25 protein-coding genes are annotated in these 25,471 nt (G+C 61.5%); 15 read left to right on the top strand and 10 right to left on the bottom strand.

Features of this window, described 5'->3' with window-relative positions; translation table 11 throughout:
• Positions 1-24: 24 nt before the first annotated feature.
• A complete protein-coding gene (locus EJD88_RS15950; RefSeq protein WP_099583515.1) occupies positions 25-1,902 on the bottom strand; it encodes a bifunctional diguanylate cyclase/phosphodiesterase in 1,878 nt (625 codons plus the stop codon).
• Positions 1,903-2,121: 219 nt separating this feature from the next.
• Here EJD88_RS15950 and EJD88_RS15955 point away from each other — a divergent pair, with 219 nt between their 5' ends.
• From EJD88_RS15955 to EJD88_RS15970, 4 genes are read left to right on the top strand one after another with little or no spacing between them, the layout of a single operon-like run.
• The gene (locus EJD88_RS15955; RefSeq protein WP_099583514.1) at positions 2,122-3,423 is read left to right on the top strand and encodes an HD domain-containing phosphohydrolase; all 1,302 of its coding nucleotides are present in this window, start codon (positions 2,122-2,124) and stop codon (positions 3,421-3,423) included.
• Positions 3,424-3,471: 48 nt separating this feature from the next.
• Positions 3,472-3,885 (top strand): NUDIX domain-containing protein, encoded by a 414-nt coding sequence (locus EJD88_RS15960; protein WP_158878437.1) that lies wholly within the window; start codon positions 3,472-3,474, stop codon positions 3,883-3,885.
• Positions 3,886-3,908: 23 nt separating this feature from the next.
• Positions 3,909-4,547 (top strand): LysE family translocator, encoded by a 639-nt coding sequence (locus tag EJD88_RS15965; RefSeq protein ID WP_099583512.1) that lies wholly within the window; start codon positions 3,909-3,911, stop codon positions 4,545-4,547.
• The gene (locus EJD88_RS15970) at positions 4,544-5,050 is read left to right on the top strand and encodes a GNAT family N-acetyltransferase (protein ID WP_112193725.1); all 507 of its coding nucleotides are present in this window, start codon (positions 4,544-4,546) and stop codon (positions 5,048-5,050) included. The genes EJD88_RS15965 and EJD88_RS15970 overlap by 4 nt, the downstream gene beginning before the upstream one ends.
• Positions 5,051-5,081: 31 nt before the next feature.
• On the opposite strand, the gene metR is transcribed toward EJD88_RS15970, so the two are convergent.
• Positions 5,082-5,999, bottom strand: a complete 918-nt coding sequence (gene metR, locus EJD88_RS15975) for a transcriptional regulator MetR (RefSeq protein WP_099583510.1) — start codon at positions 5,997-5,999, stop codon at positions 5,082-5,084.
• 182 nt (positions 6,000-6,181) lie between these two features.
• Between metR and EJD88_RS15980 the strand changes: the two genes are divergently transcribed.
• The 5 genes from EJD88_RS15980 to EJD88_RS16000 all read left to right on the top strand — a co-directional run bounded on the left by EJD88_RS15980 (position 6,182) and on the right by EJD88_RS16000 (position 9,701).
• Positions 6,182-7,201, top strand: coding sequence for an alpha/beta fold hydrolase (locus EJD88_RS15980; protein ID WP_158878438.1), 1,020 nt, complete (start codon positions 6,182-6,184; stop codon positions 7,199-7,201).
• A gap of 54 nt (positions 7,202-7,255) precedes the next feature.
• Complete coding sequence (locus EJD88_RS15985; protein WP_158878439.1) at positions 7,256-7,909, top strand: DsbA family oxidoreductase; 654 nt, start codon at positions 7,256-7,258, stop codon at positions 7,907-7,909.
• 105 nt (positions 7,910-8,014) lie between these two features.
• Complete coding sequence (locus EJD88_RS15990) at positions 8,015-8,935, top strand: arginase family protein (RefSeq protein ID WP_158878489.1); 921 nt, start codon at positions 8,015-8,017, stop codon at positions 8,933-8,935.
• On the top strand, positions 8,932-9,312 hold the full coding sequence (locus EJD88_RS15995) for a transporter (RefSeq protein WP_158878440.1): 381 nt from the start codon (positions 8,932-8,934) through the stop codon (positions 9,310-9,312). The genes EJD88_RS15990 and EJD88_RS15995 overlap by 4 nt, the downstream gene beginning before the upstream one ends.
• Complete coding sequence (locus tag EJD88_RS16000; RefSeq protein WP_158878441.1) at positions 9,309-9,701, top strand: EamA family transporter; 393 nt, start codon at positions 9,309-9,311, stop codon at positions 9,699-9,701. The genes EJD88_RS15995 and EJD88_RS16000 overlap by 4 nt, the downstream gene beginning before the upstream one ends.
• A gap of 63 nt (positions 9,702-9,764) precedes the next feature.
• Here the strand turns inward: EJD88_RS16000 and EJD88_RS16005 are convergent, their stop codons facing one another.
• Positions 9,765-10,520, bottom strand: coding sequence for a MipA/OmpV family protein (locus EJD88_RS16005; RefSeq protein ID WP_099583506.1), 756 nt, complete (start codon positions 10,518-10,520; stop codon positions 9,765-9,767).
• Positions 10,521-10,734: 214 nt separating this feature from the next.
• On the opposite strand from EJD88_RS16005, the gene EJD88_RS16010 reads away from it, so the two are divergent.
• From EJD88_RS16010 to EJD88_RS16035, 6 genes are all read left to right on the top strand, one after another.
• Positions 10,735-11,433 (top strand): MtnX-like HAD-IB family phosphatase, encoded by a 699-nt coding sequence (locus EJD88_RS16010; protein WP_112193731.1) that lies wholly within the window; start codon positions 10,735-10,737, stop codon positions 11,431-11,433.
• Positions 11,426-12,820 carry an aspartate aminotransferase family protein gene (locus EJD88_RS16015; protein WP_158878442.1) on the top strand — a complete coding sequence of 465 codons (1,395 nt, stop codon included), beginning with the start codon at positions 11,426-11,428 and terminating at the stop codon, positions 12,818-12,820. Before EJD88_RS16010 ends, EJD88_RS16015 begins: the two co-directional genes overlap by 8 nt.
• Positions 12,817-13,782: a carboxylesterase gene (locus EJD88_RS16020; RefSeq protein ID WP_158878443.1), complete on the top strand. Its 966-nt coding sequence runs from the start codon at positions 12,817-12,819 to the stop codon at positions 13,780-13,782. The genes EJD88_RS16015 and EJD88_RS16020 overlap by 4 nt, the downstream gene beginning before the upstream one ends.
• A 123-nt stretch (positions 13,783-13,905) precedes the next feature.
• Complete coding sequence (locus EJD88_RS16025) at positions 13,906-15,030, top strand: GNAT family N-acetyltransferase (RefSeq protein WP_158878444.1); 1,125 nt, start codon at positions 13,906-13,908, stop codon at positions 15,028-15,030.
• Positions 15,030-16,799, top strand: coding sequence for a HAMP domain-containing sensor histidine kinase (locus EJD88_RS16030; protein WP_158878445.1), 1,770 nt, complete (start codon positions 15,030-15,032; stop codon positions 16,797-16,799). Before EJD88_RS16025 ends, EJD88_RS16030 begins: the two co-directional genes overlap by 1 nt.
• Positions 16,789-18,186, top strand: a complete 1,398-nt coding sequence (locus EJD88_RS16035; protein WP_158878446.1) for a sigma-54 dependent transcriptional regulator — start codon at positions 16,789-16,791, stop codon at positions 18,184-18,186. Before EJD88_RS16030 ends, EJD88_RS16035 begins: the two co-directional genes overlap by 11 nt.
• Before the next feature lie 123 nt (positions 18,187-18,309).
• Here the strand turns inward: EJD88_RS16035 and EJD88_RS16040 are convergent, their stop codons facing one another.
• The 7 genes from EJD88_RS16040 to EJD88_RS16070 all read right to left on the bottom strand — a co-directional run bounded on the left by EJD88_RS16040 (position 18,310) and on the right by EJD88_RS16070 (position 25,262).
• The gene (locus EJD88_RS16040; protein ID WP_112193739.1) at positions 18,310-18,648 is read right to left on the bottom strand and encodes a GlpM family protein; all 339 of its coding nucleotides are present in this window, start codon (positions 18,646-18,648) and stop codon (positions 18,310-18,312) included.
• A complete protein-coding gene (locus EJD88_RS16045; RefSeq protein WP_158878447.1) occupies positions 18,648-19,985 on the bottom strand; it encodes a sigma-54 dependent transcriptional regulator in 1,338 nt (445 codons plus the stop codon). The genes EJD88_RS16040 and EJD88_RS16045 overlap by 1 nt, the downstream gene beginning before the upstream one ends.
• Complete coding sequence (locus tag EJD88_RS16050) at positions 19,982-21,883, bottom strand: ATP-binding protein (RefSeq protein WP_112193742.1); 1,902 nt, start codon at positions 21,881-21,883, stop codon at positions 19,982-19,984. The genes EJD88_RS16045 and EJD88_RS16050 overlap by 4 nt, the downstream gene beginning before the upstream one ends.
• A 109-nt stretch (positions 21,884-21,992) precedes the next feature.
• A complete protein-coding gene (locus EJD88_RS16055; RefSeq protein WP_049709764.1) occupies positions 21,993-22,727 on the bottom strand; it encodes an amino acid ABC transporter ATP-binding protein in 735 nt (244 codons plus the stop codon).
• Entirely contained in the window at positions 22,724-23,395 is a 672-nt protein-coding gene (locus EJD88_RS16060) for an amino acid ABC transporter permease (RefSeq protein ID WP_158878448.1), read from the bottom strand. Before EJD88_RS16060 ends, EJD88_RS16055 begins: the two co-directional genes overlap by 4 nt.
• Positions 23,395-24,141 (bottom strand): amino acid ABC transporter permease, encoded by a 747-nt coding sequence (locus EJD88_RS16065; protein ID WP_158878449.1) that lies wholly within the window; start codon positions 24,139-24,141, stop codon positions 23,395-23,397. The genes EJD88_RS16060 and EJD88_RS16065 overlap by 1 nt, the downstream gene beginning before the upstream one ends.
• Positions 24,142-24,335: 194 nt before the next feature.
• Positions 24,336-25,262 (bottom strand): glutamate/aspartate ABC transporter substrate-binding protein, encoded by a 927-nt coding sequence (locus EJD88_RS16070; RefSeq protein WP_158878450.1) that lies wholly within the window; start codon positions 25,260-25,262, stop codon positions 24,336-24,338.
• Positions 25,263-25,471 lie beyond the last annotated feature (209 nt).

Consider the following 25,471-nt stretch of genomic DNA (forward strand, 5'->3'; position numbering starts at 1 on the left):
CGAGCACTCCTTGCAAGCGTGGGGCTATTGTCGGGTTATCGGCATCGCACGGCCGACCTGCAGCAACTGGGCGAAATCTTTCGCCGGCACGGCTTTGCTGAACAGAAAACCCTGGCCTTCCTCGCACTCCAGCGTTTTCAGGAAGTCCAGTTGTTCGGTGGTTTCCACCCCTTCGGCGATGATATTGAGTTCCAGGCTCTTGCCCATGCCGATGATCGCCGTGATCAACTGCGCGTCCTGGCTGTTGGTGTTCAAGCCGCGTATGAAGGATTGGTCGATTTTCAGCACATCAATGGGAAAGCGGCGCAGGTAGCTGAGGCTGGAATAACCCGTGCCGAAATCATCCAGTGCCAGGCGCACGCCCATGGCCTTGATTCGCTGCAGGATATCCACGGTTTCGTCGACGTTCTGCATCAGCACGCTCTCGGTGATTTCCAGCTCCAGTTGTGCCGATGGCAGGCCTGTTTCCTTGAGAACCGCCGCCAGGTTGTCAACGAAATCGCGCTGGCGAAAGTCGATGGCCGAGATATTCACGGAAACGCGCAAGGGGGGGAGGCCCATCACCCGCCAAATCTGTGCTTGCTCGCACGCCTGGCGCAGTACCCATTGGGTCAGCGGAACGATCAAGCCGCTGTCTTCAGCCACCGCAATGAAATCAGCCGGGTTGACCCACCCCGAGCGCGGCTGGAACCAGCGTATCAGCGCCTCCGCACCGACAATGTTGCCGGAAGCCAGGTCCAGTTTTGGCTGGTAATGCAACACAAATTCATCGCGCTCCAGTGCCTGTCGTATCGCGCTTTCCAGGTTTTGCTGGTGCTGGGCGCGCAGGTTCATGTCTTCGGTATAGAAACTGAAATTATCCGGGCCGCGTTCCTTGCTGGTGTGCATGGCGGTTTCGGCATGCTTGATCAGCTCTACGGCGTTGCCGCTGTCATTCGGGTAAATACTGATGCCCAGGCAGGCGGTGACGCTCAGGTCATGCCCCGCCACATGGCGGGTGGCGCTGATAGTTTTAAGCAGCTTCTGGGCAATGTGCTGGGTTTGCTGAGGATGCTGGACATCGTTGAGCAGGATCACAAACTCGTCGGTGCCATAGCGAAACACCGAGTCCGACGCACGCACTGCCGCGATCAGGCTTTGGCTGACCTGCTGGAGCACTTCGTCGCCTACCGGATAGCCCAGGGCGTTGTTGATACGTTTGAATCGGTCCAGCCCGATAAACATCACCGCCAATTGCGTGTCATGTCGACGGCCCAGCGCAATGGCCTGGGTCAGGCGGTCGCCCAGCAGCGTGCTGTTGGGCAACTGCGTGAGCGCGTCGTATTGAAGCAGGTGCGAGACCTTAAGCAATTCCTGCACCCGTTCTTCGATGGTGCGCTCCAAGCCAAGCATCTTGAGCGCGACGTCCTGGGCGAGCTGCCATTTCCAGGTCAGCGCGCTGGCCATCTGGCGGATCTCCAAGTGGTCGAAGGGTTTTTTCAGGATCAGCAACTGGTCGTTGTATTTCAGCCGTGCCTCGATGGCTTCGAAAGAGTAGTCGGAGTAGGCCGTACACAGGGCGATCTGCAAGTTGGGATCGGCGTTCCACAGCTGTTCGATGGTGTGCAGGCCATCCCAGCCGGGCGGCATGCGCATATCAATGAACACCATGGCGTAAGGCGCGTTGGCGGCCAGGGCCTGGTTCACCAGCTCAAGGGCTTCCTGCCCCTGGTAGGCAGAGTCGAGCACAAATAACTGGCGCGGCGGGGCGGCTGTGGTGCCGAACAGGGTTGCTTCGAGGCTGTCCAGGGTCTTTTCGTCGTGTACCGCCGGGCAGAGAATCTTGCGAAAGTCTTCATGGATCGAGGCCGTATCATCGACGATCAGGATGCGACGGTTGGCCCGCCCTGAGCTCGGGTTCATGGCGCTCTCCTCACCTGCAAAGGGGTCGACGGCATAACGATTCCTTCCCTGGTTCCATTGCTGCGCGGGGCGCGGACCTGCTGTGTCAGCATAGTCGGGTTCCCTTGAAATTGGCGGCCAGTTGGCGTCAAATCAACCCCGCGCGTTAAGCGAGGCAAGACGGCTTGGCACAAGGGTTCAATTTAGCTCAACTCAGTTTAATTGGAAGGCGCAGCACGCATGGATGAACAACTGGCTACGAAACCCACAGTCTTGCTGGTCGACGATGAAGAGTCGATCCTCAACAGCCTGCGCCGCCTGTTGCGCGGCCAGCCATTCGATGTGGTGCTCGCCGGCAGCGGTGCCCAGGCCCTGGAAATCATGGCCGCCCAGCCCATCGACCTGGTGATGAGCGATGCACGCATGCCCGGCATGGACGGCGCGCAGTTGCTGGCCGAGGTTCATCGCCTCTACCCCGCCACCAGCCGCATCCTGCTTACCGGTTATGCCGACCTGCCGACGATCATCAAGGCGATCAACGAAGGGCAGATCCACCGCTATATCGGCAAACCCTGGAATGACGAGGAACTCAAGCTGATCCTGCAACAGGCCCTGGAGCATCAGCGCCTGGAGCGCCTGACGCATCAGCAGAACGAGCAGCTCAAGCTATTGAATTCCACCCTGGAAAAGCGCGTGGTGGCACGCACCAGTGAGCTGCAACAGACCGCCGACATGCTCGACCTGGCCTACGACGAACTCAAACGCAGCTACGTGACGGGCACCGAAGTGTTTTCGCTGCTGGCCAACCTGCGTTTACCCAAGGACAAACAAACCAACCGCCCGTTGATCGATCTGATCCGTGTCTACTGCGCCGCCCAGTCCATGGACGAAGCCAGTACCCGCGACCTGGCCATGGCGGCGGCGCTGTACAACATTGGCAAGCTGAGCTGGAGCGACAGCATGTTGGTTGAGCCGGCCGACAAGCTGCACAGCACCGATCGCGAGCGTTACCGCGGCTACCCGGCGCAGAGCGAATCGCTGTTGATGACGCTGGAGCCGATGAAGGATGCGGCGCGGATGATTCGTCATCATCAGGAGCGCTGGGATGGCAGCGGTTTTCCCGACCACCTCAAGGGCGAGGCGATTCCGTTCGGTGCTCGCCTGCTGAAACTGGCAGTGGACTTCATCGAGTTGCAAAAAGGCCTGATCCTCGAACGGCGCCTGAACAGTGATGAAGCACTGTTATATATCCGCAAATATGCCGGGCGCCTCTATGACCCAGAGCTGATCGAAGACTTCGTCCAGGCCTGCGCGGCGTTTCTCAGCGACGTGACCTTGGGCGATCCGACCGTCAAGGTCTTGAGCACCCGTGAGCTGGCCGCCGGGATGGTCCTGGCGCGTAATCTCAATGCCGACAACGGCATGCTGCTGCTCAACGCCGGCAAGGTGCTGAACCTGCCGCTGGTGGACAAGCTGATTGCTTTCGAGGCGATGGAAGGGGCCAAGTACAGCGTATTTATCAAGGAACCGGAGGAGGCGTGAGCCGCGTTCCATTACTGTTCACTCTTTTGACTTCAAGGCTTTTATTTCATGTCCACCACTATCCGCATCGCCGCCGCCCTTTTGATCGGTGCTGACGGCCGAACCCTGCTGGTGCGCAAGCGCGGCACCCAGGCCTTTATGCAGCCCGGTGGCAAGATCGATGCCGGCGAGCAACCGGCCGAGGCCCTGGCCCGGGAGCTGTTTGAGGAGCTGAACCTGCGTATCGATCCCAACGCGGCCGCCTATCTTGGCAACTTCTCTGCCCCTGCGGCCAACGAGCCGGGGTTCACCGTGGAAGCCGAGTTGTTCCAAGTGCGGATTGACGTGCCCGTCGCCCCTGCCGCCGAAATCGAAGAAGTCCGCTGGATCGACCCTGCCGGTGATGGCGGCCTGGTCCTGGCGCCGTTGACGCGTGATTTGATCCTGCCGTTCTATCGCTCATCGCTGACTACCACTGCCTGATGCACAGGCTCAAGGACTGACCCGTGATCCCACTCAACGACTTGCTGATTTTCGCCGCCGCGTGCCTGTTGATGGTGCTCACCCCCGGCCCGAATATGATCTACCTGATCTCCCGTTCGATCTGCCAGGGCCGCAAGGCGGGCATGGTGTCGTTGCTCGGTGTGGTGGCGGGGTTCTTTGTGCACCTGTTCGCGGCGGCGGTCGGTTTGACGGCGGTGTTCCTCGCGGTGCCGATGGCCTATGAAGTGCTCAAGTGGGCTGGCGCGCTCTACCTGCTGTGGCTGGCCTGGCAAGCGGTCAAGCCGGGCGCACGCTCGCCGTTCGAGGCCCAGCAATTGCCGCCGGACTCCACCCGCAAACTGGTGACCATGGGCTTTCTTACCAGCGCGCTGAACCCCAAGATCGCGGTGTTCTACCTCTCGGTGTTCCCGCAGTTCATAACCCCGGAACACGGTTCGGTGTTTACCCAGAGCCTGATGCTGGGCTTCACCCAGATCAGCGTGAGTTTCCTGGTGAACATGCTGATCTCGCTGTTTGCCGCCTCCATCGCCGCGTGGTTTATGCACAACCCCACATGGCTGTCGGTGCAGCGCTATTTCATGGGCTTTGTCCTCGCCGCCCTGGCCGTCCGGCTGATGGTTGAGCAACGGCGCAGCGCATGAACATTCGCGCACTCGGGGCGGCTGATGCACAGGTGTATCGGGCCTTGATGCTGCAGGCCTATGAGGTTTATCCACAGGCGTTTACCTCCAGCGTGGCCGAGCGCGCATTGATGCCGCTGAGCTGGTGGGAGAAGCGCCTCGACAACCCGTTGGATCGGCTGCTGGGCGGTTTCGAAGGGGATGAACTGGCGGGGATTGTCGGCCTGGCGTTCGAGCCTCGGGAAAAGGCGCGGCACAAGGTAACGTTGTTTGGCATGTACGTGACCGAGGCTTATCAGCGCAAGGGCTTGGGCCGACGCCTGGTGGAAGCGGCGCTCGATGAAGCGCGCCAGCACCCGCGCCTCAAAGTGATCCAACTGACCGTCACCGCCGGCAATGATGCCGCGTTTGCGTTGTACCAACGTTGCGGGTTCATTCAATACGGCCTGGAGCCGCTGGCGGTGCGGGTGGGCGTCGAATATTTCGACAAGATCCACATGTGGCGTGAACTGAAGACCGACTGAGATCTACCTGTGGGAGCGAGGGCTGGTTTGATCAGCGAACTGCGCTTACCCCGTCCAATGTCGAAAACGATGTGTCCTTGGCCGTAAGCAAAAAGTCGCGCATGTACGGCGCATCCAGCATGTCCGCACGAATCCCCGCATACAGCGTCGCAAACAAGCCTTTCTCACCCAGGCGCTTGGCCTTCACGTAGCCACGCGAGCTGTATTCATGCAGCGCCCAATGGGGCATGCCGCACACGCCACGGCCGCTGGCGACCAGTTGCATCATCATCACCGTCAGCTCCGAGGTCCGCACCTGGGCCGGCTCGATGTCGGCGGGTTCCAGGAAGCGCGTGAAGATGTCCAGGCGGTCGCGCTCCACCGGGTACGTAATCAGGGTTTCGGGCAGCAAGTCTTCAGGCACGATAAACGACTTGTTCGCCAGCGCGTGCTGGTTGGCCACGGCCAGCATGGCTTCGTAGGTGAACAGCGGCACATAGGTAATACCCGGCAGTTCCAGCGGGTCGGACGTGACTACCAGGTCCAGGTCGCCACGGGCCAGGGCCGGCAGCGGGGCGAAGGCAAAACCCGACGCCAGGTCCAGCTCGACTTCCGGCCAGGCGTCGCGGAACTGGTCGATGGTCGGCATCAGCCACTGAAAGCAGCTGTGGCATTCGATGGCCATGTGCAGGCGCCCAGCGGTGCCACCGGCCAATCGTGCGATATCGCGTTCGGCGCCGCGCAGCAAGGGCAGGGTGGCGTCGGCCAGTTGCAGCAGGCGCAGGCCGGCGCTGGTGAAGCGTAGCGGCTTGGTCTTGCGCACGAACAGCTGCATGCCCAGGCGCTCTTCCAGCTCCTTGAACTGGTGGGACAGCGCCGATTGCGTCAGGTGCAGGCGCTCGGCGGCTTCCACCAGGCTGTCGGCTTCGCGCAGGGCGTGCAGGGTCTTGAGGTGACGGATTTCGAGCACGGGCTCTCCATGAAGACAATTTGTGACGAAGTTGAATAGCGTGAGTTTGTCTCATGTTGCAGGGCGTGTCGACCACGACCACTGGGCACTCTTCATCAAACTGTCATACAAGTGTGGCAGCGCGCTTGAACAAACTTCATCAGACTCGCGCTCTACTGGGGTTCTGCGTTTCGGTGTTTTTCATGCGCGTGTTGCTTTTACTGGCCGCCTTCTGGTTTGGCCTGCCGTCTTTTGCGGCGTCTCGATGTGATGTCAATGTCCCGACCCAAACGGTCGACCTGGAAACGGTGAGCATCGCCTACCAGAGCATCGGCCGTGCGTCCGATCCGGCGTTGCTGCTGGTGATGGGTCTGGGTGGGCAATTGATCCATTGGCCGGACGAAGTGGTGGAAGCCCTGTGTCAACAAGGCTTCAGGGTGATCCGCTATGACAACCGCGATGTCGGCCTGTCCACCTGGCGCCAGGCGCCGGCCAACGCCAATCTCACCTTTGAAGTGCTGCGCTACAAGCTCGGCTTGCCGGTGGCGGCGCCGTACACCCTGACCGATATGGCCGATGATGCACTCGGGCTGATGAGCGCGTTGCAGATCGAGCAATTTCACGTGCTCGGCGCGAGCATGGGCGGCATGATCGCCCAGCATTTGGCGGCCATGGCACCGCAGCGGGTGGAGAGCCTGACCCTGATCATGACCAGCTCCGGCGCCGAGGGCTTGCCGGCACCGAGTGCGGCGTTGGTGCAACTGTTGTCGAGGCGCGGCGCGCCCAATCGCGAGGTGGCCCTGGAACAACAGGCCGATCTGCTGGCCGCGCTGGGCAGCCCGACGATCAAGGATGATCGCCAGGCGCTGCTGCACCAGGCGGCGCTCTCTTACGACCGTGCCTTCAACCCGGAGGGCGTGAAGCGCCAGATAATGGCGATCCTCGCCGAGCCCAGCCGCGTACCGCTGCTCAACCAGTTGCGCGTGCCGACCCTGGTCGTCCACGGCACCGCCGACCCGTTGTTGCCGGTGATGCACGGCGTGCACCTGGCGGCGCATATCCAGGGCAGCCGATTGAAGCTGATTCCCGGCATGGCCCATCGTTTCCAGGAGGCTTTCAAGGCGCCGCTGCTGACGGCGGTGTTGCCGTACCTGCAAGCCCATCGGGAAGACGCGGCCCATTGGGCACAGGTTGATCAGGTGGCGCCTGCGAAGCTGTTGTGAGGTGGTGTATCGTGCAACCTTTGCGGCGTATGACTGCCAACGAGGTTGCCTACCATGAGTACTCCCCTGAAAATCGATTTCGTCAGTGACGTGTCCTGCCCCTGGTGCATCATCGGCCTGCGTGGCCTGACCGAAGCCCTCGACCAACTGGGCGCCGAGGTGCAGGCCGAGATCCATTTCCAGCCGTTCGAACTGAACCCGAACATGCCTGCCGAAGGGCAGAACATCGTCGAGCACATCACTGAAAAATACGGCTCGACCGCCGAAGAATCCCAGGCCAACCGTGCGCGCATCCGCGACATGGGCGCCGATCTGGACTTTGCATTCCGCACCGATGGCCAGAGCCGCATCTACAACACCTTCGACGCCCATCGACTGTTGCATTGGGGCGGGTTGGAAGGCTTGCAGTACAACCTCAAGGAAGCGCTGTTCAAGGCCTACTTCACCGATGGCCAGGACCCGTCCGACCACGCCACCCTGGCGATCATTGCCGAGAGCGTCGGCCTGGATATCAAGCGCGCGGCCGAGATTCTCGCCAGCGATGAATACGCCGCCGACGTCCGCGAGCAAGAGCAGCTGTGGACATCCCGTGGCGTGACGTCGGTACCGACCATCGTGTTCAACGACCAGTACGCGGTCAGCGGTGGTCAGCCGGTTGAGGCGTTTGTGGGGGCGATTCGCCAGATCATTCGCGAATCCCAGAACTGAAGCCGAGCACAAATCAAAATGTGGGAGAGGGCTTCCCCCTCCCACAAATATCTCACTGGCCCGCCCCTTGCATTGACCCCCTAAAGCCATAGGGGACACATGACCTTGAACATTCTCGACCTCGATCACAGCCTCACGGCCCAGGCGCCGATTGCCCGACGCCTGGCCAGTGGCCGTGCTACCTGCATCGACCTGCTCGACCTGGGCCCGAAGCTGCGCCTGTGGTCCACCGCAAAAACCTGGAAACGCTTCACCGAACGCCTGGCCCGACGGCCACGGCCTACGGATGCGCGACCGGAAATCCTGTTTGTCGGCTCCGGCGATTATCACCACCTCACGCCGGCCTTCCTTGCCGATCTCAAAGAACCCATCAGCCTGATCCACTTCGATAACCATCCCGATTGGGTGCGCTTTGCGCCCAAGCGACACTGCGGTTCGTGGGTCAACCGCGCGCTGAAGATGCCGGCGATCAAACGCATCGTCACCCTCGGCCCGTGCAGCGATGACTTGCACAACCCGCAGCTGCGCGGCGGCAACCTTGGCGCCCTCAAGCGCGGGCAGTTGCAGCTGTTTCCCTGGCAGCATCCGCCGTCGAAAGTCTGGGGCCGGGTCGGCGATGGCGCGGGTCACCAGCAGCAGGAAAACCACCTGCACTGGCGCAATCTGGCGGAGCTGGACTGGGCCGCGTTCCTTGAACAGATGATCAGCAGCCTGCCCACCGAGGCGATCTGGATCACCATCGACAAGGACGTGCTCGCCAGTGAAGACGCGGCCACCAACTGGGACCAGGGCGGCATGCGCCTGACCCACTTGCTCCAGGCCCTGCGCGCGCTGGCGGCACGCAAACGGATCATCGGCATCGACGTGTGCGGCGAGTTCGCCACGCCGGCGTTCAGCAATGCGTTAAAGCGTTGGGAAGCCAAGTCCGACCAGCCGCCAGTGGGGCGCTGGAGCCCCGAGGATTTGCAGCGCAATGCGGCCACCAATGAAGCCCTGATCGACCTGTTTGAGGAGCTGTTCCCGTGACCTTGACCGTGGTGTTGCTGGTGGCGTTTTCCATCGTGCTCGATGTGATCGGCCAGTTGTGTTTCAAGCTCGGCCTGGACTGTTTGCCGGAGTTGGAAGGCGGCTTTCGCCTGAACGCATTCTGGGGCCAGGTGTTTAATGCGCCGTTACTGTGGGCGGGGATCGGTGCCTACGTGATCGAGTTTTTTATCTGGCTGGAAGCTCTGTCCCGTGCGCCGTTGAGCCTGCTGTTTCCAGCCGCCGCGCTGGCGTATTGCGGGGTGGTGCTGGCAGGCAAAGTGGTGCTGGGTGAAACCGTCAGCCGCCGCCGCTGGCTGGGCACGTTGGTGATTACCTTGGGGGTGATGCTGGTGGCGATTGCCGGGAGTCAGGCATGAATGCGCACGCATGGTTGCATGGGCGTTTCGGCACCGTGGTGCTCTGGGCCTTACTGATCTGCACCGAGAGCGCCGGGCAGTTGTTTACCAAAGTCGCCGGTGACCAACTGGGGCAGATGGATTTCAACCTGCAGTGGCTGGCCGATGTGGCGCGTAACCCAGGGATTCTGGCGGCGATTGCCTGCTACATCGGCGCGTTTTTCGTGTGGATGCTGATCCTGCGGCGCAGCAGTCTGTCCTTGGCGTTTCCGCTGAGTTCACTGGTGTTTGTGGTGGTGCTGCTGGGGTCGTGGCTGGGGCTGGGGGAACATATCAGCCCGCTGCACTGGGTGGGAGTGGCGGTGATTATCGGTGGGATAGCGCTGCTGGCGGAAGGTGAAAAGAGCTGATACAGGCCAATGTGGGAGGGGGCTCGCCCCCTGCCACATTTATATCTCCATGCATCAGGTGAATCAGTCGAAGGTGTAGCTGATCGCCGTCTGCACCTGGCCCTGATTCACCTCACCAGCCTGCCTGACGATACTGCTGTCCGCCGCCGAGCCCACCAGATGCACCCAGCTGGCGCTGGTCAGCAGTGACCAGTTGGGCGCCAGGGGGAACTGGAAGCTCTGGCTCAAGGTGATGTTCTGGAAACCGCCGCTGGCGTTGTAGGCCTTGAAACCCGTGGCCGCCGCCTCGTTTTCATCCACCCCGAAATACGTCTGGGTCTGCCGCGCATCCGCGAAGTGCGCCACCAGCCCACTGCTGCCAATGATCCCACCGCCCAGGGGATAGCCCAGCTCGCCGCCGACCTTGCCCAGCGCGCCGCTCTGGGAATGACCACCACCGACAGCCTGGCCCAACTGGGCATAGACCCGCCAGAAGTCAGCCGGAGCGTATTGGATGAACCCGCCTATTTCAGCCATGTCCGACACGTTGCGCAGGCCCTGCAACGAGCCGTTGGAGGTGCGCCCCTGCAGGTAATTGATGTACGGGCCGGCGCTGAAACCGTTGGTGTTCAGGGCGCTCCAGCTCAAACCGTCATCGGTGCCCAGGCTCACGTTGCCCCAGTCCAGGTCGAGGTAGGGGACGGGCCGGGTTTCGTAGCGGCTGCCGGTCGGGTCGTGGGGCTGGTAGCTGACGCCTGCGCCGACGTCACCGCTGATGCCTTCGGCGTGGGCGGCGAGGCTCAGTAAACCGGCGAGTGCCGCGCATGTGATCCTCAACATGGTCACAGTTCCTAAGTGAATACACGCGCATGAACGCGCAAACCCCCGGCCCCACGCAAGCACTCATCTTGTTTGTAGCAAGCTACAAAAATTGTAGCTTCCACGACACATTGCGCCTCTCGCGCCCAGCCCCGCTGGGCTTCAGCCACTTGGCACACTCCCTGCTCTACCCCTGGTGAACGCGCAGACAGCGCACTCCATCAAGGTAACCACAATGATTGACTGGCATATCGTGTGCGACTTCGACGGGACCATCACCCCCACCGATGTTATCGACAACGTCCTCCAACGCTTCGCCGGCCCCGAGTGGGAAACCATCGAGCAGCAATGGCTGGATGGGCATATCGGTTCACGCGAATGCCTGAGCCGCCAACTGGCGTTGATCAAGGCCACCCCCAGCGAGTTGCTGGCGTACTTCGACAGCGTCGAGATCGACCCGGACTTTCCGGACTTCGTCGATCACGTGATTGGCCTCGGCGCGTCCATCGAAGTGGTCAGCGATGGTATCGAGCAAGGCATTGCGCGGATCCTATCGCGCAACTACGTGACCTTGCTGCCGATCCTCGCCAACCGGCTGCGCCAGGTCGACCAGAACAGCTGGCGCATCGACTTCCCGTATTCCAGCGACGCCTGCCGCGCCGCGTCCGGCAACTGCAAGTGCAAATCCACGCCGCGCAACAAGCGCGTGCTGGTGATCGGCGACGGCAAGTCCGACATGTGCGTGGCCTCCACCGCCGACTTCGTGTTCGCCAAGGGCAGCCTCGCCGAGTACTGCGTCGCCCACCAGATTCCCCATGCGCGCTTCGACAGCTTTGCCCAAGTGCCTGCGCTGCTCGCGCAACTGCCTCAGGGCATTGCCGCCAACGCGACCTCCTTCACTGCCGACACACAGGAAATTTTCCACCATGTCTGATATCCGCATCGCTACCGCCGAAGACCAGATCCTCCTGGATAAAGAAGCCAAGTACTGCTCCTACGGCGACACCGTCCACTACATCGAGCCGCCGCGTATTTTCAGCCGCTGCGAAGGCTCCTACGTATGGGACACCGAAGACCAAGCCTACCTCGACCTGCAAATGTGGTACTCGGCGGTCAACTTCGGTTATGCCAACCCGCGCCTGAACAACGCGCTGAAACAGCAGATCGATACCCTGCCGCAAATCGCCAGCCAGTACCTGCACAAGGGCAAGATCGAGCTGTCGGAAATGATCGCGGTGGACGCCAAGAACAAGTTCGGGCTGGACGGGCGCGTGCACTTCAATGTCGGCGGTTCGCAGTCCATCGAGGATTCGCTGAAAGTGGTGCGTAACGCCAGCAACGGCAAAAGCCTGATGTTCGCCTTCGAAGGCGGTTACCACGGGCGCACCCTCGGCGCGTCGTCGATCACCTCCAGTTTTCGCTACCGTCGCCGCTATGGCCACTTCGGCGAGCGCGCCAACTTTATCCCGTTCCCGTACCACTTCCGTGGCCCCAAAGGCATGACGAAAGAAGAGTACGGCAGCCAATGCGTGCAGCAATTCGCACGTCTGTTCGAGACCGAATACAACGGCGTCTGGGACCCGAAAACCAACCAGTGCGAATATGCAGCATTTTACGTCGAGCCGATCCAGGGCACCGGCGGCTACGTGATCCCGCCGATGAACTTCTACCGTGAGCTCAAGCACGTGCTCGACCAGCACGGCATTCTGATGGTGTCCGACGAAATCCAGATGGGCTTCTACCGCACCGGCAAGCTGTGGTCGATTGAGCACTTCGACGTGCAGCCGGATGTGATCGTGTTCGGCAAGGCCCTGACCAACGGCCTCAACCCACTGGGTGGCATCTGGGCCCGTGAAGAGCTGATCAACCCGAAGATCTTCCCGCCAGGCTCGACCCACTCCACCTTTGCCTCCAACCCGTTGGGCACGGCGGTGGGCCTGGAAATGTTCAAGATGACCAACGAAGTCGACTACGGCGCAATGGTCATGGCCAAGGGCAAATACTTTCTGGAAGGCCTGCAGGATTTGCAGAAGCGCTTCCCGATCATCGGCGATGTCGACGGCCTGGGCCTGGCGCTGCGCTGCGAAATCTGCGGCCCGGACGGCTTCACGCCGGACAAGGCGACCCTGGACTACATGGTCGAAGAAGGCATGAAGGGCGACATGGTGGTGGATGGCCAGAAACTCGGCCTGATCCTCGACGTGGGTGGTTACTACAAGAACGTGATCACCCTCGCGCCGTCACTGGAAATCAGCTACCCGGAAATCGACCTCGGCTTGAAGCTGCTTGAGCAACTGCTGGTGCGAGCGACCACGCGGTGAGCCGGGCAGAGATCGACCTCGGCGAAGGTGATGCCGGCTTCGTTCTCGGTGAAGGTCCGGTCGGGATCCTGTTGATCCACGGCCTGACCGGCACTCCGACCGAACTGCGCCAGGTCGCCAAGGGCCTGGCCAAGGCGGGCAATTGCACGGTGTACGTGCCCACCCTGGCCGGGCACTGCGGTGATAACAGTGACCTGCAGGCCACTGGCTGGCGTGACTGGTATGAAGGCGTGCGCAAGACGTTTGTACAGATCAAGCAGCGGCACGCGCAGGTGTTTGTCGGTGGCTTGTCCATGGGCGCGGTGATGTCGATGTACCTGGCCTCCGAGCATCCGGGCCAGGTCGCCGGCCTGCTGATGTATTCCACCACCTTGAAGTACGACGGTTGGAGCATCAGCAAAATGGCGTTTATCACGCCGTTGCTGATCCGCATTCCTTTCGGCGTGCGCTTGTTCCGCTTCACCGAGAAGCCGCCGTACGGCATCAAGAATGAACGGCTGCGGGCGATCGTCGAGCGGCAGATGAAGGAAGGCGAGAGCAGCGAAGCGGGGTTGTTGACCATGGAAGGCGTGACCGTGCGCGAGTTGCACTGGATGAACGCGGTGGTCAAGAAACGCATGCCCCGGATCAACGTGCCGGCGCTGGTGCTGCACTCCATCGAGGACGACATCACCAGCCGCTGGAACGCCGATTACGTGGAGCGCCACCTTGGTGGGCCGGTGACCAAGATCCTGCTGGACAACTGCTACCACATGATCACCGTCGACCTGCAATACCGGCGGGTGATTGAGTTGAGTGCTGACTTCATCAGCCGGCAAGTTTCCTGTGGTGAGCAGTGCTGTTGTGGTGAACCGGGTTGTTGTGGTGAGCGGGGCTGTTGTGGTGAGCAGGGCTGTTGTGGTGAGCAGGCTTGCCCTGCGCTGGGTGGCGAAGCCGCCCCAAAACCTGCCATTGCGGTCTAGCTGGAGAAACTCATTACCTGGATTGGGGCTGCTTCGCCACCCAGCGCGGGCGGTGCGACGATTCGACAAGCCCGCTCACCACACACACTCTTTTCACCACAACAACTCCAGTTGGAAGCCAATGTGATCACCACCCAAGCCTTCCCCACCATCCGGGCCCTCCAGCGCAGTGCATGGAACGATTGTTTTCCGGGTGCCCTGGAGGACTGGGACTATTACGTCGCCGTGGAAAACGCCGCCATCGATGATTTCCAATGGCGCTACCTGGCGGTTTACGAAGATGGAACCCTGGTGGCGGTCGCGCCCGCGTTCATCACCCATTACCGCCTCGACACCACGGTGTCCGGCGCCGGCAAGCGCTTGACCGAACGCCTGGAGCGGCTGTGGCCCGGCGTCTTGCAGTTGGGGCTGTACGCCATCGGCTCGCCGGTGGCCGAGCGCTGTGATGCCGGATTTGCCAGCCACGTGCCCGAGTCGCGCCGCCCGCTGTTGCTCAAGCATGTGCTGCAAGCCGCGCGCCACGACGCCGATGATTTCGGCATCGGCCTGTTGGCGGTCAAGGACGCACCCAGCAACGATCCGCACTGGGTCGACAGCTGCCGCGCCGCCGGTTTCCAGGCCATGCCGAGCCTGCCCACCGGCGTATTGCCGCTGCCCTATGGTTCGGTGGACGCCTACCTCGGCTCGCTGGGCAAATCCACGCGCAAGGACCTGCGCCGCAAACTGCGCGCGCCCGGCCCACGGGTGGAATGGCGGCGCAATATCGACGACGTGCTGCCTGAGGTCATGCGCCTGTACGAAGCCACGCTGACACGGGCCGAATTGCAGTTCGAACGCCTGCCTGCGAGCTACTTCACCGGTGTGCTCGAACGCCTTGAATCGCGCGCGGTGTGTGCGCTTTACTGGGTGGACGCGCAGTTGGTGGCGTTCAACCTGATGCTGGTGGACGAGCACCGGCTGGTGGATAAGTTTTTCGGGCATGACGTGGCGTTTACCCGTGACTACAACCTGTATTTCCGCAGTTGGCTGACCAACGTCGACTACTGTATTGAGCACAAGATTGCGCTGTACGAGTGCGGCCAGGCCGGGTATGCCAGTAAGCTGCGCCTGGGCTGCGAGTTCCAGGGCAACAGCGTGTTCTTCCGGCATCGCAACCGGCTGGTCAACGGCCTGCTCAAGTTGGTAAAACTGTTTATTCGACCGGATCGTTCCGACCCTGCCATGGCTGCTGCGATAAGCGAAACCTGATGATCACCAAGACCCGCCAGAAAGCCCGCCCCTTTGCCATTTCGCGCTGGAGCGTCCAGCGCAAGCTGGTGCTGGCGTTCTGGTTGGTCAGCGTGGTTCCCACCATGATCGCGGCGGAACTGGCCGCTAGCACGCTGTCGCAGATTTTCGACAGTAACGTGCGCATTTGGCTGCAAGAGTCGACCAAGATCGTCAAGGACGAGATCGGCGACATCCTTCACGACAACGCGCGCATGGCCAAGCTGTTCCTGCGCTACATCAGCCCGCCGGACAACAAGCAAGCCGCCCGACACGACCGGCTGACGGCCGACATTGCTGATGCCACGGACATCGACGTGGTGGCGCTGATCCGCGCCAGTGATCGAAAAGTGGTGTTCACCACCGCCGCCGATGACATCGTGCAGCAGATCAGCCTGGCCAAGAATACGGTGCTGCAAACGGTCAAGGTGGGCGGGGCCACCACCGGTATCGTGGTCTCCACCTTCGAGACCAGCCGGGACGGCGTCGACTACCTGCTGCTGGTCGGTACCTACCTGGACAGCAGTTTCCTGACCAGCGTGGCCGATGTGCATTCCCTCGACCTGCGCCTGTACCTGGCCAACCCGGAGGGGTTCTCGGAAATCTTCTCGACCCAGCGCTTTGAGGATCACCCGTCGCGCATCCCCAAGACTGTCGAAACCGCCATGCGCGCCACTCGCCAGCCCAGCGAGCAGTTCACCAATAACTACAGCGGTTTGTACTGGCCGATCTTCAACGATGCCGGCGATTTGCAAGGCGTGATCTTCAGCGGTCTGCTGCGCCATAGCAGCCTGATGGGGCTGGTCAACCAGAGCAACCTGTTCGTGCTGATTTTCCTGGTCAGCTCGGCGCTGTCGCTGGCGGCGGGGGTGCTGGTGTCGCGGCGCCTGACCCGGCCGCTGCGGGATTTGTCCGAAGGCGTGGGGGCGGTGATCTCGGGCAATTACACGCACCGCGTGGCGGTCAGCGGCGGCGATGAGCTGGCGCAGTTGAGCAGCACCTTCAACCATATGACCGAGCGCCTTGGCGAGTTGCATCACCTTGAGGCCCAACTGCGCCGACGTGACCGCCTGCACGCGTTGGGTGAAGTCGCCATGGGCCTTGCCCACGAGATCCGCAACCCGCTGGGCATCATCAAGACCGCCACCCAGTTGTTGCACCGCCGCGCCGACCTGCCGGACACCGACAAGCGCCACCTGGAATACGTGATCAGTGAAGTCAGCCGCATCAACGACCTGATCACCGAGTTCCTCGACTTCGCCAAGCCCAACCCGCCGCTACGGGTGGTGCAGCCGGTGCGTGCGCTGGTGGAGGAGATCCTCGGCTTCTGCGCGCCGGAACTGGCGACACATAACATTGATACGCAGATCGACGACCAGGCACCGGGCGCGACGATCTACGCGGATGCAAAGCAGCTTAAACAGGCGTGCCTCAACCTTATTCTCAACGCCATCGACGCGATGCCCGACGGCGGGCGCCTGACGCTGGGGATTCGCACAGTGAACGACCACACCGTTATCAGCATTGCCGATACCGGCCAGGGCATTGCAGCAGAGATGGTCGAGCGCATCTTTACGCCATTCGTGACCACCAAGGCCTCAGGTACCGGCCTGGGCCTGGCCAAAGTCTATTCGATCATGGAAAGTCACGACGGCAGCATCGAATGCGCCAGCGAGAAAGATGCTGGCGCCACCTTCAGCCTGTACATTCCGGCGATGGGCGAATACGACGAGGACAGTCATGACGCATAACATTCTGGTGGTCGACGACGAACCCAAGCTCTGTGACCTGCTGGCGTCGGCCCTGAGTCAGAACGGCATCCAGGTATTTATCGCCGGTAACGGCCTGCATGCGCTCAAGTTGCTGGAGCAGGAAGACATTGACCTGGTGATCAGCGACTGGCGCATGCCGGGCATGGACGGGCCGGCGCTGCTGGCGGAGATCAAGGTGCGCTACCCCCACGTGCCGGTGATCGTGATGACCGCCTACAGCACGGTGAAAAATGCGGTGCAGTCGATGCGCAACGGCGCCTATGACTACATCGCCAAGCCGTTCGATATCGATGAGCTGGACATCACCGTCAGCAAGGCGTTGCAGTTTCGCGACATCATGCGCGACAACGCACGCCTGCGCGCCGAGCTGGATGAGCATGCGCAGTTCGACAGCCTGGTGGGCGACAGCCCGGCGTTTCGCACGGTGTTGCAAGCGGTGGACTCGGTACGTGACAGCAGCGCCACCATCCTGCTGACCGGCGAAAGCGGCACCGGCAAGGAAATGGTCGCCCGTGCCATCCACAAGCACGGCAGCCGTGCCGACAAACCTTTCGTGGCGGTCAACTGCGCGGCGATCCCGGAAGGGTTGCTGGAAAGCGAAATGTTCGGCCACCGCAAGGGCGCGTTCACTGGCGCAGTCGCGGACCGGGTAGGGCGCTTCATGCAGGCCGACAAAGGCACGCTGTTCCTCGATGAAGTCGGCGATATGCCTTTGGCGTTGCAGGCCAAGATCCTGCGCGCCTTGCAGGAGCGGGTCATCGAGCCGGTGGGCGACCCTCGCGAACGCAAAGTCGACGTGCGGGTGATCGCGGCCACCAACAAGAACCTGCTGGAAGCGGTAGCCAATAAGGAGTTTCGCGAAGACCTGTATTACCGCCTCAACGTGTTCCCGATCCCGTTACCGGCCCTGCGCGAGCGCGTGGAAGACATCGCCCCGCTGGCGCGTCACTTCGCCCACAGCCTCAGCGCCACCGCCGGCAAACGCATCACCGGCTTCAGCCCCGAGGCGTTGCAGGCCATGGCGGCGTATCACTGGCCGGGCAATATCCGCGAGCTGCAAAACTGCGTGGAGCGCGCGACCATCGTGGCGGCGTCGCCGGTGATCGAGGATATAGATTTGCCGGGGTATCTGTTTGCGTCGAAGCCGGGCGAGGGCGGCGTGACGGCGATCCTCAGCGATGGACCGGGGATTCCCCAGGACCTGGATGCGGCGCTGGCGGAGGTGGAGAAGGCCTACATACTGGCGGCGTTGCACGAGAGCAACGGGGTGCAGGCTGCGGCGGCGGCGAAGATCGGGATTTCCGAGCGCAGCTTTTGGTATCGCCTCAAGAAGCTGGGCATTCAAGTCGACAAAATAGTCCGCTGACCCAACCGGGATAAAAAATGTGGGAGGGGGCTTGCCCCCGATGGCAGTGGGTCAGTTAAAGATAAGGTGACTGACACGCCGCTATCGGGGGCGAGCCCCCTCCCACATTTTGACTGTGGTGTGTCAGGTGTGGAGGCGCACCCAGACGCTGACCAGCACCGTCGCCGCCATCAACCACGCTACCGCCGCCAAGGCCAATGACGCCTCCAACCGCATCCGATCCACCAGCACATACAACGTCGCCAAATACACAAAGTACGGAATGATCGACCACATCCCGAACAGGATCGTGGTCTTCAAATCGTCCACCGAACGGCCCTTGCCGACGATGTAATGGGCGATCAGCGCAAAGGTTGGAAACAGCGGCACCAACCCCGCGATGTAATAGTTCCTGGTCTTGGCCAGCGCGGCCAGGATCAGTACCACCGCCGCGCCAAGGGCGGCCTTCAGGAATAGATCCATCAGTGACTCAACCCGTATTTCTTGACCTTGTCGAACAGCGTGGTCTTGGCCATCCCCAGCTCCTGGCTGGCCTGGGTCAGGTTGCCGCCGCTGCGTTGCAGGGCGTCGCTGAGCAGGTTGCGCTCAAACGCTTCCACCGCCTCGGTGAAGGCCACGCCCTGGTTGCCGCTGCCGGCGCCGCTCTTCTTGAAGGCGGGCAGGCCGAGGGCGAAGCGTTCGGCGACGTTGCGCAGTTCACGCACGTTGCCGGGCCAGTCGTGGCTCATCAGGCTCGACAAGGTCTGGTTGTCCAGCTCCGGCACGCTGCGGTCGAAGCGCAGGGACGACTGCTGCAGGAAGTGTTCGAACAGTTGCAGGATGTCTTCCCGGCGCTCGCGCAAAGGCGGCAGTTCCAGGGTGACCACGTTGAGGCGGTAGTACAGGTCACTGCGGAACTGGCTGGCGCGGCTCAGTTCGTCGAGGTCGGACTTGGTGGCGGCGATCACTCGGCAATCCACCGCCACGCTCTGGTTCGAACCCAGGCGTTCCAGGGTGCGTTCCTGCAAGACCCGCAGCAATTTGATCTGCAGGTTGATCGGCATGCTTTCCACTTCATCGAGGAACAGCGTGCCTTCATGGGCGTGTTCGATTTTGCCGATACGGCGTTTGCCGGCGCCGGTGAAAGCGTTGGCTTCATGGCCGAAAATCTCGCTTTCGAACAGGTTTTCGGGCAGGCCGCCGCAGTTGAGCGCGACGAACTGGTGCGAGTGACGCCGGCTGAAATCATGCAGGCAGCGGGCGACCAGCTCCTTGCCGGTGCCGGTCTCGCCTTCGATCAGCACGTTGGCCGAGGTGTCGGCGACGTTGGCGATCAGCTCGCGCAGGTTCTGCATGGCCGGGGAGCGGCCGATGATGCGGCCTTCCAGGGAGTCGCGTTCGGCCAACTGACGGCGCAGTGACCAGACTTCCCGCGCCAGTGCGCGTTGCTCCAGGGCACGCCGGGCGACATCCACGAGGCGTTCGGGAGAGAAGGGCTTTTCCATGAAATCGTACGCGCCGTTGCGCATGGCGCCGACGGCCATGGAAATATCGCCGTGCCCGGTAATCAGCACCACCGGCAGGCTTTTATCCAGGGCCTTGACGCGGGTCAGCAGCTCCAGGCCGTCGATGCCCGGCAGGCGGATGTCGCTGATCACGATGCCCGCGAAGTTCTCGCCGATGCGCTTCAACGCCTCTTCGGCACTGCCTACGCCGACGCTGGGAATATCTTCCAGCGCCAGCGCCTGCTGGCAGCCGAGCAGCACATGGGGGTCGTCTTCGACGATCAGCACGGTGAGGTCTTGAGGATCAATATTCATGTCGACTCAGCTTTTTGAGCGCCCACCAATGGCAGGCTCAGGACAAAGGCAGTACCACCACTGGCCGGGTGTTCCACGGCGAGGTTGCCGCCGGTGGCCGCCGCGAGGCTGGCGGACAGGGTCAGGCCCAGGCCCAGGCCTTGCTCGCCGGGCTTGGTGGTGAAGAACGGTTCGAACAAATGCTTGCGCGCCTCGGCGTCGATGCCGTGGCCGTTGTCGCGCACATACAGGCGGTATTTGCCTTCGGCAACGCTGCCTTCCAGCCACAGTTCAGGGGTGGGTTGGGCCTGCATGGCGTCGAGGGCGTTGCCGATCAGGTTGACCAGGATCTGCTCCAGGCGCGTCTGGTCGATCTGCAGTTGGGCCGCAGCGAAGTCGCGGTGCACCGTCAGTGCCAGGCTGTCCAGGCGTGCGCCCAGTACCTGGAACGCGGCGTCCACCGCCTTGGCGAGGTTGGCTTCGCCCTGGTCATCACCGCGCCGGGCAAAGGAGCGCAGGCTGGCGGTGATGCGCCCCATGCGGTCGATCAGTTCGTTGATGGTCTTGAGGTTGGCGCTGGCGGTGTCCAGGGCGCCGCGCTCCAGGAAGCGCACAGTGTTGCCGGACAAGGTGCGCAACGCCGCCAGCGGTTGGTTCAATTCGTGGGCGATGCTGGTGGACATCTGGCCGATGGCCGCCAGTTTGCCGGCCTGCACCAGCTCATCCTGGGCGCGACGCAGGGTCTCTTCGGCCTGGCGCCGTTCGCGGATCTGGCCCTTGAGCCGTTCATTGCTGGCACGCAGGTCGGCGGTGCGTTCGGCAATCCGACGTTCCAACTGGCTGTTGGCTTCCTGCAGCGCTTCACGCGCGGCGAGGCGGGTGGCGATGACCTTGCGCCGCTCGTTCCAGGCGATCAGCAGGAAAGCCACCAGGCCAAAGGCCACAGCCACCAGGATGCCCTGGTTGATCGCTGCGCGGCGCAGGTCATTGAGCGGGGTGAGCAGGGTGAAATTCCACGGCGTGTCGTAGAGCGGGCGGGTTTGCGCCAGGTAGCTGACTTCGTGTTCGTCGTTGACCACCTCGCTGTTGGCCGGGAAGGTCAGTTTTTCGGTGCCTTCGTTCAGGCGTTCACGGGCCAGCGGTTCCAGCTCGTTCAGTGTTGCCCAGTAATATTGCAGGCTGTGGGCCAGGCGATCCTTGGTCTCATCGCTCAGCGGGCGCACGGCCTTGAGGCGGCGGGCCGGGTCGCTGGAGAGAATGATGATGCCGTTCTCGTCGCTGACGAACGCTTCCAGGCGCGCACGTTGCCAGCGTTCTTCCAGGGCTTCGAGACGCACCTTGACCACTGCGACGCCGATGATCTTGCCGTGCTCTTCCAGGCCGTGGGCCAGGTAATAGCCGGGTTCGCCGTTGGTGCTGCCGATGCCGTAGAAACGTCCGGGCTGGCCGCGCACGGCGTTCTGGAAATAGGCGCGGAAGGACAGGTCTTCGCCCTGATAACTGTCGGCATCGCGCCAGTTACTGGTGGCCAGCACCCGGCCGGTGGTGTCCATCACATAAATGGCCCGACTGCGACTGCGTCGGTTCAGGCCTTCGAGGTAATCGTTGACGCTTTTACGGGTTTCCTGGCTCGGGTCGGCGAGCAACTGCGAGACGCTGGTCTCCAGCTCCAGCAGGCTGGGCAGGTAGGTGTATTTGCTGAGTTCACTTTCGACGGTGCGGGCATGCAGCTCCAACTGGCGTTCGCCGGTGTCGCTGAGGGTGCGGATGCCGTAGTACTCGCTGATCCAGAAGCCGATATAACCCAGGCCGATCATCAGGGCGACGATCAACGGCGGCAGGAACAGTTGGCGAATCAGACGAGGCTTCACGGCAAGTGATGGCGGTGCGGCGCGAAATTGGTTGGGGTCGCATTTCATCACAGATGCCTTGGGTCAACCAGAGCTTACCGGCCTGCGCGATCCAATGTGGGAGAGGGCAAGCCCCTCCCACATTGGCCATGTTCCTACAGTGGCAGCTGTGTAGGGCTTAGTGCTGCAGGATTTTCTCAAGGAAGTGCTGTGCACGCTCGGAGCGGGCGCTGATGTCGCCGAAGAATTCTTCTTTCGGGCAGTCTTCGATGATCTTGCCGGCGTCCATGAAGATCACGCGGTCGGCGACTTTACGGGCGAAACCCATTTCGTGGGTCACGCACATCATGGTCATGCCTTCATGGGCCAGTTGCACCATCACGTCCAGCACTTCGTTGACCATTTCCGGGTCCAGGGCCGAGGTCGGTTCGTCGAACAGCATGACGATCGGGTCCATGGCCAGGGCGCGGGCAATCGCCACACGTTGCTGTTGGCCACCGGAGAGTTGGCCGGGGTGCTTGTGGGCGTGCGCCGACAGGCCGACGCGCTCCAGCAGTTGCAGGCCTTTCTTGGTGGCTTCTTCCTTGCTGCGGCCCAGGACCTTGATCTGCGCGATGGTCAGGTTTTCGGTGATGGTCAGGTGCGGGAACAGTTCGAAGTGCTGGAACACCATGCCCACGCGCGAACGCAATTTCGGCAGGTTAGTCTTCGGGTCGGCGATGGAGGTGCCGTCGACCACGATGTCGCCCTTCTGAAAGGGTTCCAGCGCGTTGACGCACTTGATCAGCGTGGACTTACCCGAGCCCGAAGGCCCGCACACCACGATCACTTCGCCTTTTTTGACATCAGTGCTGCAATCGGTCAGCACCTGGAAGTCGCCATACCACTTGTTGATGTTCTTGATAGAGATCATACGGCAAACCTTTTTTGCAGACGCTTGACCAGCAGCGAGGCGGAAAAGCTGATGATGAAGTAGACGACACCGGCAAAGATCAGGAACTCATTGGAGCGGCCGATGATGTCGCCGTTGGAGCGGGCGGAGTTGAGGAAGTCCACCAGGCCCACGGTGTAGACCAGCGAGGTGTCCTGGAACAGGATGATGCTCTGTTGCAGCAGCAACGGGGTCATCTTGCGGAACGCCTGGGGCAGGATGATCAGGCGCATGGTCTGGCCATAGGTCATGCCCATCGCTTGTGCTGCGCCCATCTGGCCCTTGGGGATCGACTGCACGCCGGCCCGCACGATCTCACAGAAGTACGCGGCTTCGAACATCATGAAGGCCACGACGCAGGAGGTGAACGCACCGATCGGGGTGTCTTCGCCGGTGATCCAGCGCAACACGAACGGCACCGCCAGGTAGAACCAGGTGATCACCAGCAGCAGCGGGATCGAGCGGAAGTAGTTCACGTAGGCGCCGGCCACGCGCGACAGCAGTTTGCTGGACGACAGGCGCATCAGCGCCAGGATCGTCCCCAGTGCGATGCCGCCGATCACGCCCATGACCATCAACTGCAGGGTCATGACCATGCCGTTCCACAGGCCCGGGATGGCGGGGATGATGCCGCTGAAATCGAGTTCCATTATTTACCCCCCACGGAGATCAGGCCGGGCACCGCGACTTTCTTCTCGACCACACGCATCAGCAGCATAAGGCTCATGTTCAGGGTGAAGTAGATCAGCGTGGCCAGGGTGAAGGCTTCAAACAGGTTGGCCGAGAACTCGGCGGTCTGTTTGGTTTGCGCCAGCAGTTCCATCAAGCCGATCAAGGACGCCACGGAAGAGTTCTTGAACACGTTGAGGAATTCCGAGGTAAGCGGCGGAATGATGATGCGGTAGGCCTGGGGCAGCAGCACGTTCCAGTAGATCTGCGGCAGCTTGAAGCCCATGGCGCGCGCAGCGGCCTCTTGGCCACGTGGCAGCGCCTGGATGCCGGTGCGCACTTGCTCACACACACGGGCAGCGGTGAACAGGCCCAGGCACACGACGACGCTCAGGTAGGCCGAGGTGGTCGGGTTGAGGTCCTGTTTGTACCAGTCCTGCAGGTTTTGCGGCAGCAGGTCGGGTATCAGGAAATACCAGATGAACAGCTGAACCAGCAGCGGCACATTACGAAACAGTTCCACGTAGCAGGTCGCGATGCCCGATACGAGGCGGTTCGGCACCGTGCGCATGACCCCCAGAACGGAGCCCAGCAGCAAGGCGATAATCCACGCCACGACAGCGATGGCAATGGTCCAGCCCAGGCCGGCGATGTACCAGTCGAGATAAGTCTCGCTGCCCACGCCGGTGGACTTGAAGAACACGCCCCAGTCCCAGTTGTAATTCATTAGGGTCTCCCCTCGAAGTCGATCGATGTACAAGCACCCGCTTGGGGAAGATCCATTCCCACCTGACGATGAACGCCAGGCACACGCGATCGGCTCGAAAACCGCCAGGTCGAGTGTTCCAAGTTAAAGCCAGCAGGTAATTACAGACGCCTGAGGGAGGGTTGGCTCCCTCAGGACATAAGCTTAGTCAGGTATCAGATTTTTACTTCTGGCGCTGGTTTGTCGCTAGGGTTAGCGATCAGATCCTTGACTTTGTCGCTCATCGGGAAGTTCAGGTTCAGGCCTTTCGGTGGGATCGGGCTTTCGAACCATTTGGCGTAGATCTTGTTGATCTCGCCGGACTTGTACAGGGCGACAATGGCGTCATCCACGGCTTTCTTGAAGTCCGGGTCGCCTTTGCGAACCATGCAAGCGTAGGCTTCGAAGGACTGCGGAGTACCGGTAATGACCCAGTCGTCCGGCTTCTTGGCCTTGGCTTCTTCACCGGCCAGCAGGGCGTCGTCCATCATGAACGCAACGGCGCGGCCGCTTTCGAGCATCTGGAAGGATTCGCCGTGGTCTTTGGCGGAGATGACGTTCATGCCCATCTGCTTGTCGGCGTTCATCGCTTTGATGATGCGCTCGGACGTGGTGCCGGCGGTGGTCACGACGTTCTTGCCTTTGAGGTCAGCGAAGTCAGCGTAGGACGGCTTGCCTTCCTTGTCTTTCTTGACCAGCAGGCGGGTGCCGATTTCGAAGATGTTGACGGTGAAGTCGACTTGCTGGGCGCGCTCGGTGTTGTTGGTGGTGGAGCCGCACTCAAGGTCCGCAGTGCCGTTCTGGATCAGCGGGATACGGGTTTGCGAAGTGACCAGGTTGTACTTGGTCTTCAGGTCGGGCTTGTTCAGGTCTTTTTTCAGTTGCTCAACGACAGCCACTTGAATGTCGTGGGAGTAACCAACGGGTTTGCCCGAACCATCCGCGATGTAGGAAAACGGAATGGAGCTGTCGCGGTGAGCGAGGGTGATGGTGCCGGAGTCGTTGATTTTCTTCAGTGTGCCGGTGAGTTCGGCGGCAAAAACTGGAGTGCTGATCAGAGCAGCAGCGACAGCTGCGCCCAGGATATGGGGAACGATGCGCATCAATACTTCCTCGACATTTGTTTTTTTTATGAAGCCAGTTAGACGGCTCTCTTGTACAGCGAATGCCCTTGACGGCTCCTGAGGCGTCCCAGGCAATCGTCCAAGAGTGTAGAGCATGAGTCGTGCCAGGCCAGGCGTAAAAGCTTAACTGGTTGATTTATATGGTTATTAACTTTGTGTGACGGTAAATATGTAACTGTTTAATCCGG

The sequence above is a fragment of the Pseudomonas sp. PB105 genome (assembly GCF_009764655.1).
Lineage (GTDB): Bacteria > Pseudomonadota > Gammaproteobacteria > Pseudomonadales > Pseudomonadaceae > Aquipseudomonas > Aquipseudomonas cyclaminis.

Excerpts from the sequence above, each read along its gene's own strand:
- EJD88_RS15950 (WP_099583515.1), bottom strand. The coding sequence starts at position 1,902 with ATGAACCCGAGCTCAGGGCGGGCCAACCGTCGCATCCTGATCGTCGAT.
- EJD88_RS15955 (WP_099583514.1), top strand. The coding sequence starts at position 2,122 with ATGGATGAACAACTGGCTACGAAACCCACAGTCTTGCTGGTCGACGAT.
- EJD88_RS15960 (WP_158878437.1), top strand. The coding sequence starts at position 3,472 with ATGTCCACCACTATCCGCATCGCCGCCGCCCTTTTGATCGGTGCTGAC.
- EJD88_RS15970 (WP_112193725.1), top strand. The coding sequence starts at position 4,544 with ATGAACATTCGCGCACTCGGGGCGGCTGATGCACAGGTGTATCGGGCC.
- EJD88_RS15980 (WP_158878438.1), top strand. The coding sequence starts at position 6,182 with ATGCGCGTGTTGCTTTTACTGGCCGCCTTCTGGTTTGGCCTGCCGTCT.
- EJD88_RS15985 (WP_158878439.1), top strand. The coding sequence starts at position 7,256 with ATGAGTACTCCCCTGAAAATCGATTTCGTCAGTGACGTGTCCTGCCCC.
- EJD88_RS16000 (WP_158878441.1), top strand. The coding sequence starts at position 9,309 with ATGAATGCGCACGCATGGTTGCATGGGCGTTTCGGCACCGTGGTGCTC.
- EJD88_RS16005 (WP_099583506.1), bottom strand. The coding sequence starts at position 10,520 with ATGTTGAGGATCACATGCGCGGCACTCGCCGGTTTACTGAGCCTCGCC.
- EJD88_RS16010 (WP_112193731.1), top strand. The coding sequence starts at position 10,735 with ATGATTGACTGGCATATCGTGTGCGACTTCGACGGGACCATCACCCCC.
- EJD88_RS16015 (WP_158878442.1), top strand. The coding sequence starts at position 11,426 with ATGTCTGATATCCGCATCGCTACCGCCGAAGACCAGATCCTCCTGGAT.
- EJD88_RS16030 (WP_158878445.1), top strand. The coding sequence starts at position 15,030 with ATGATCACCAAGACCCGCCAGAAAGCCCGCCCCTTTGCCATTTCGCGC.
- EJD88_RS16035 (WP_158878446.1), top strand. The coding sequence starts at position 16,789 with ATGACGCATAACATTCTGGTGGTCGACGACGAACCCAAGCTCTGTGAC.
- EJD88_RS16040 (WP_112193739.1), bottom strand. The coding sequence starts at position 18,648 with ATGGATCTATTCCTGAAGGCCGCCCTTGGCGCGGCGGTGGTACTGATC.
- EJD88_RS16045 (WP_158878447.1), bottom strand. The coding sequence starts at position 19,985 with ATGAATATTGATCCTCAAGACCTCACCGTGCTGATCGTCGAAGACGAC.
- EJD88_RS16050 (WP_112193742.1), bottom strand. The coding sequence starts at position 21,883 with ATGAAATGCGACCCCAACCAATTTCGCGCCGCACCGCCATCACTTGCC.
- EJD88_RS16055 (WP_049709764.1), bottom strand. The coding sequence starts at position 22,727 with ATGATCTCTATCAAGAACATCAACAAGTGGTATGGCGACTTCCAGGTG.
- EJD88_RS16060 (WP_158878448.1), bottom strand. The coding sequence starts at position 23,395 with ATGGAACTCGATTTCAGCGGCATCATCCCCGCCATCCCGGGCCTGTGG.
- EJD88_RS16065 (WP_158878449.1), bottom strand. The coding sequence starts at position 24,141 with ATGAATTACAACTGGGACTGGGGCGTGTTCTTCAAGTCCACCGGCGTG.
- EJD88_RS16070 (WP_158878450.1), bottom strand. The coding sequence starts at position 25,262 with ATGCGCATCGTTCCCCATATCCTGGGCGCAGCTGTCGCTGCTGCTCTG.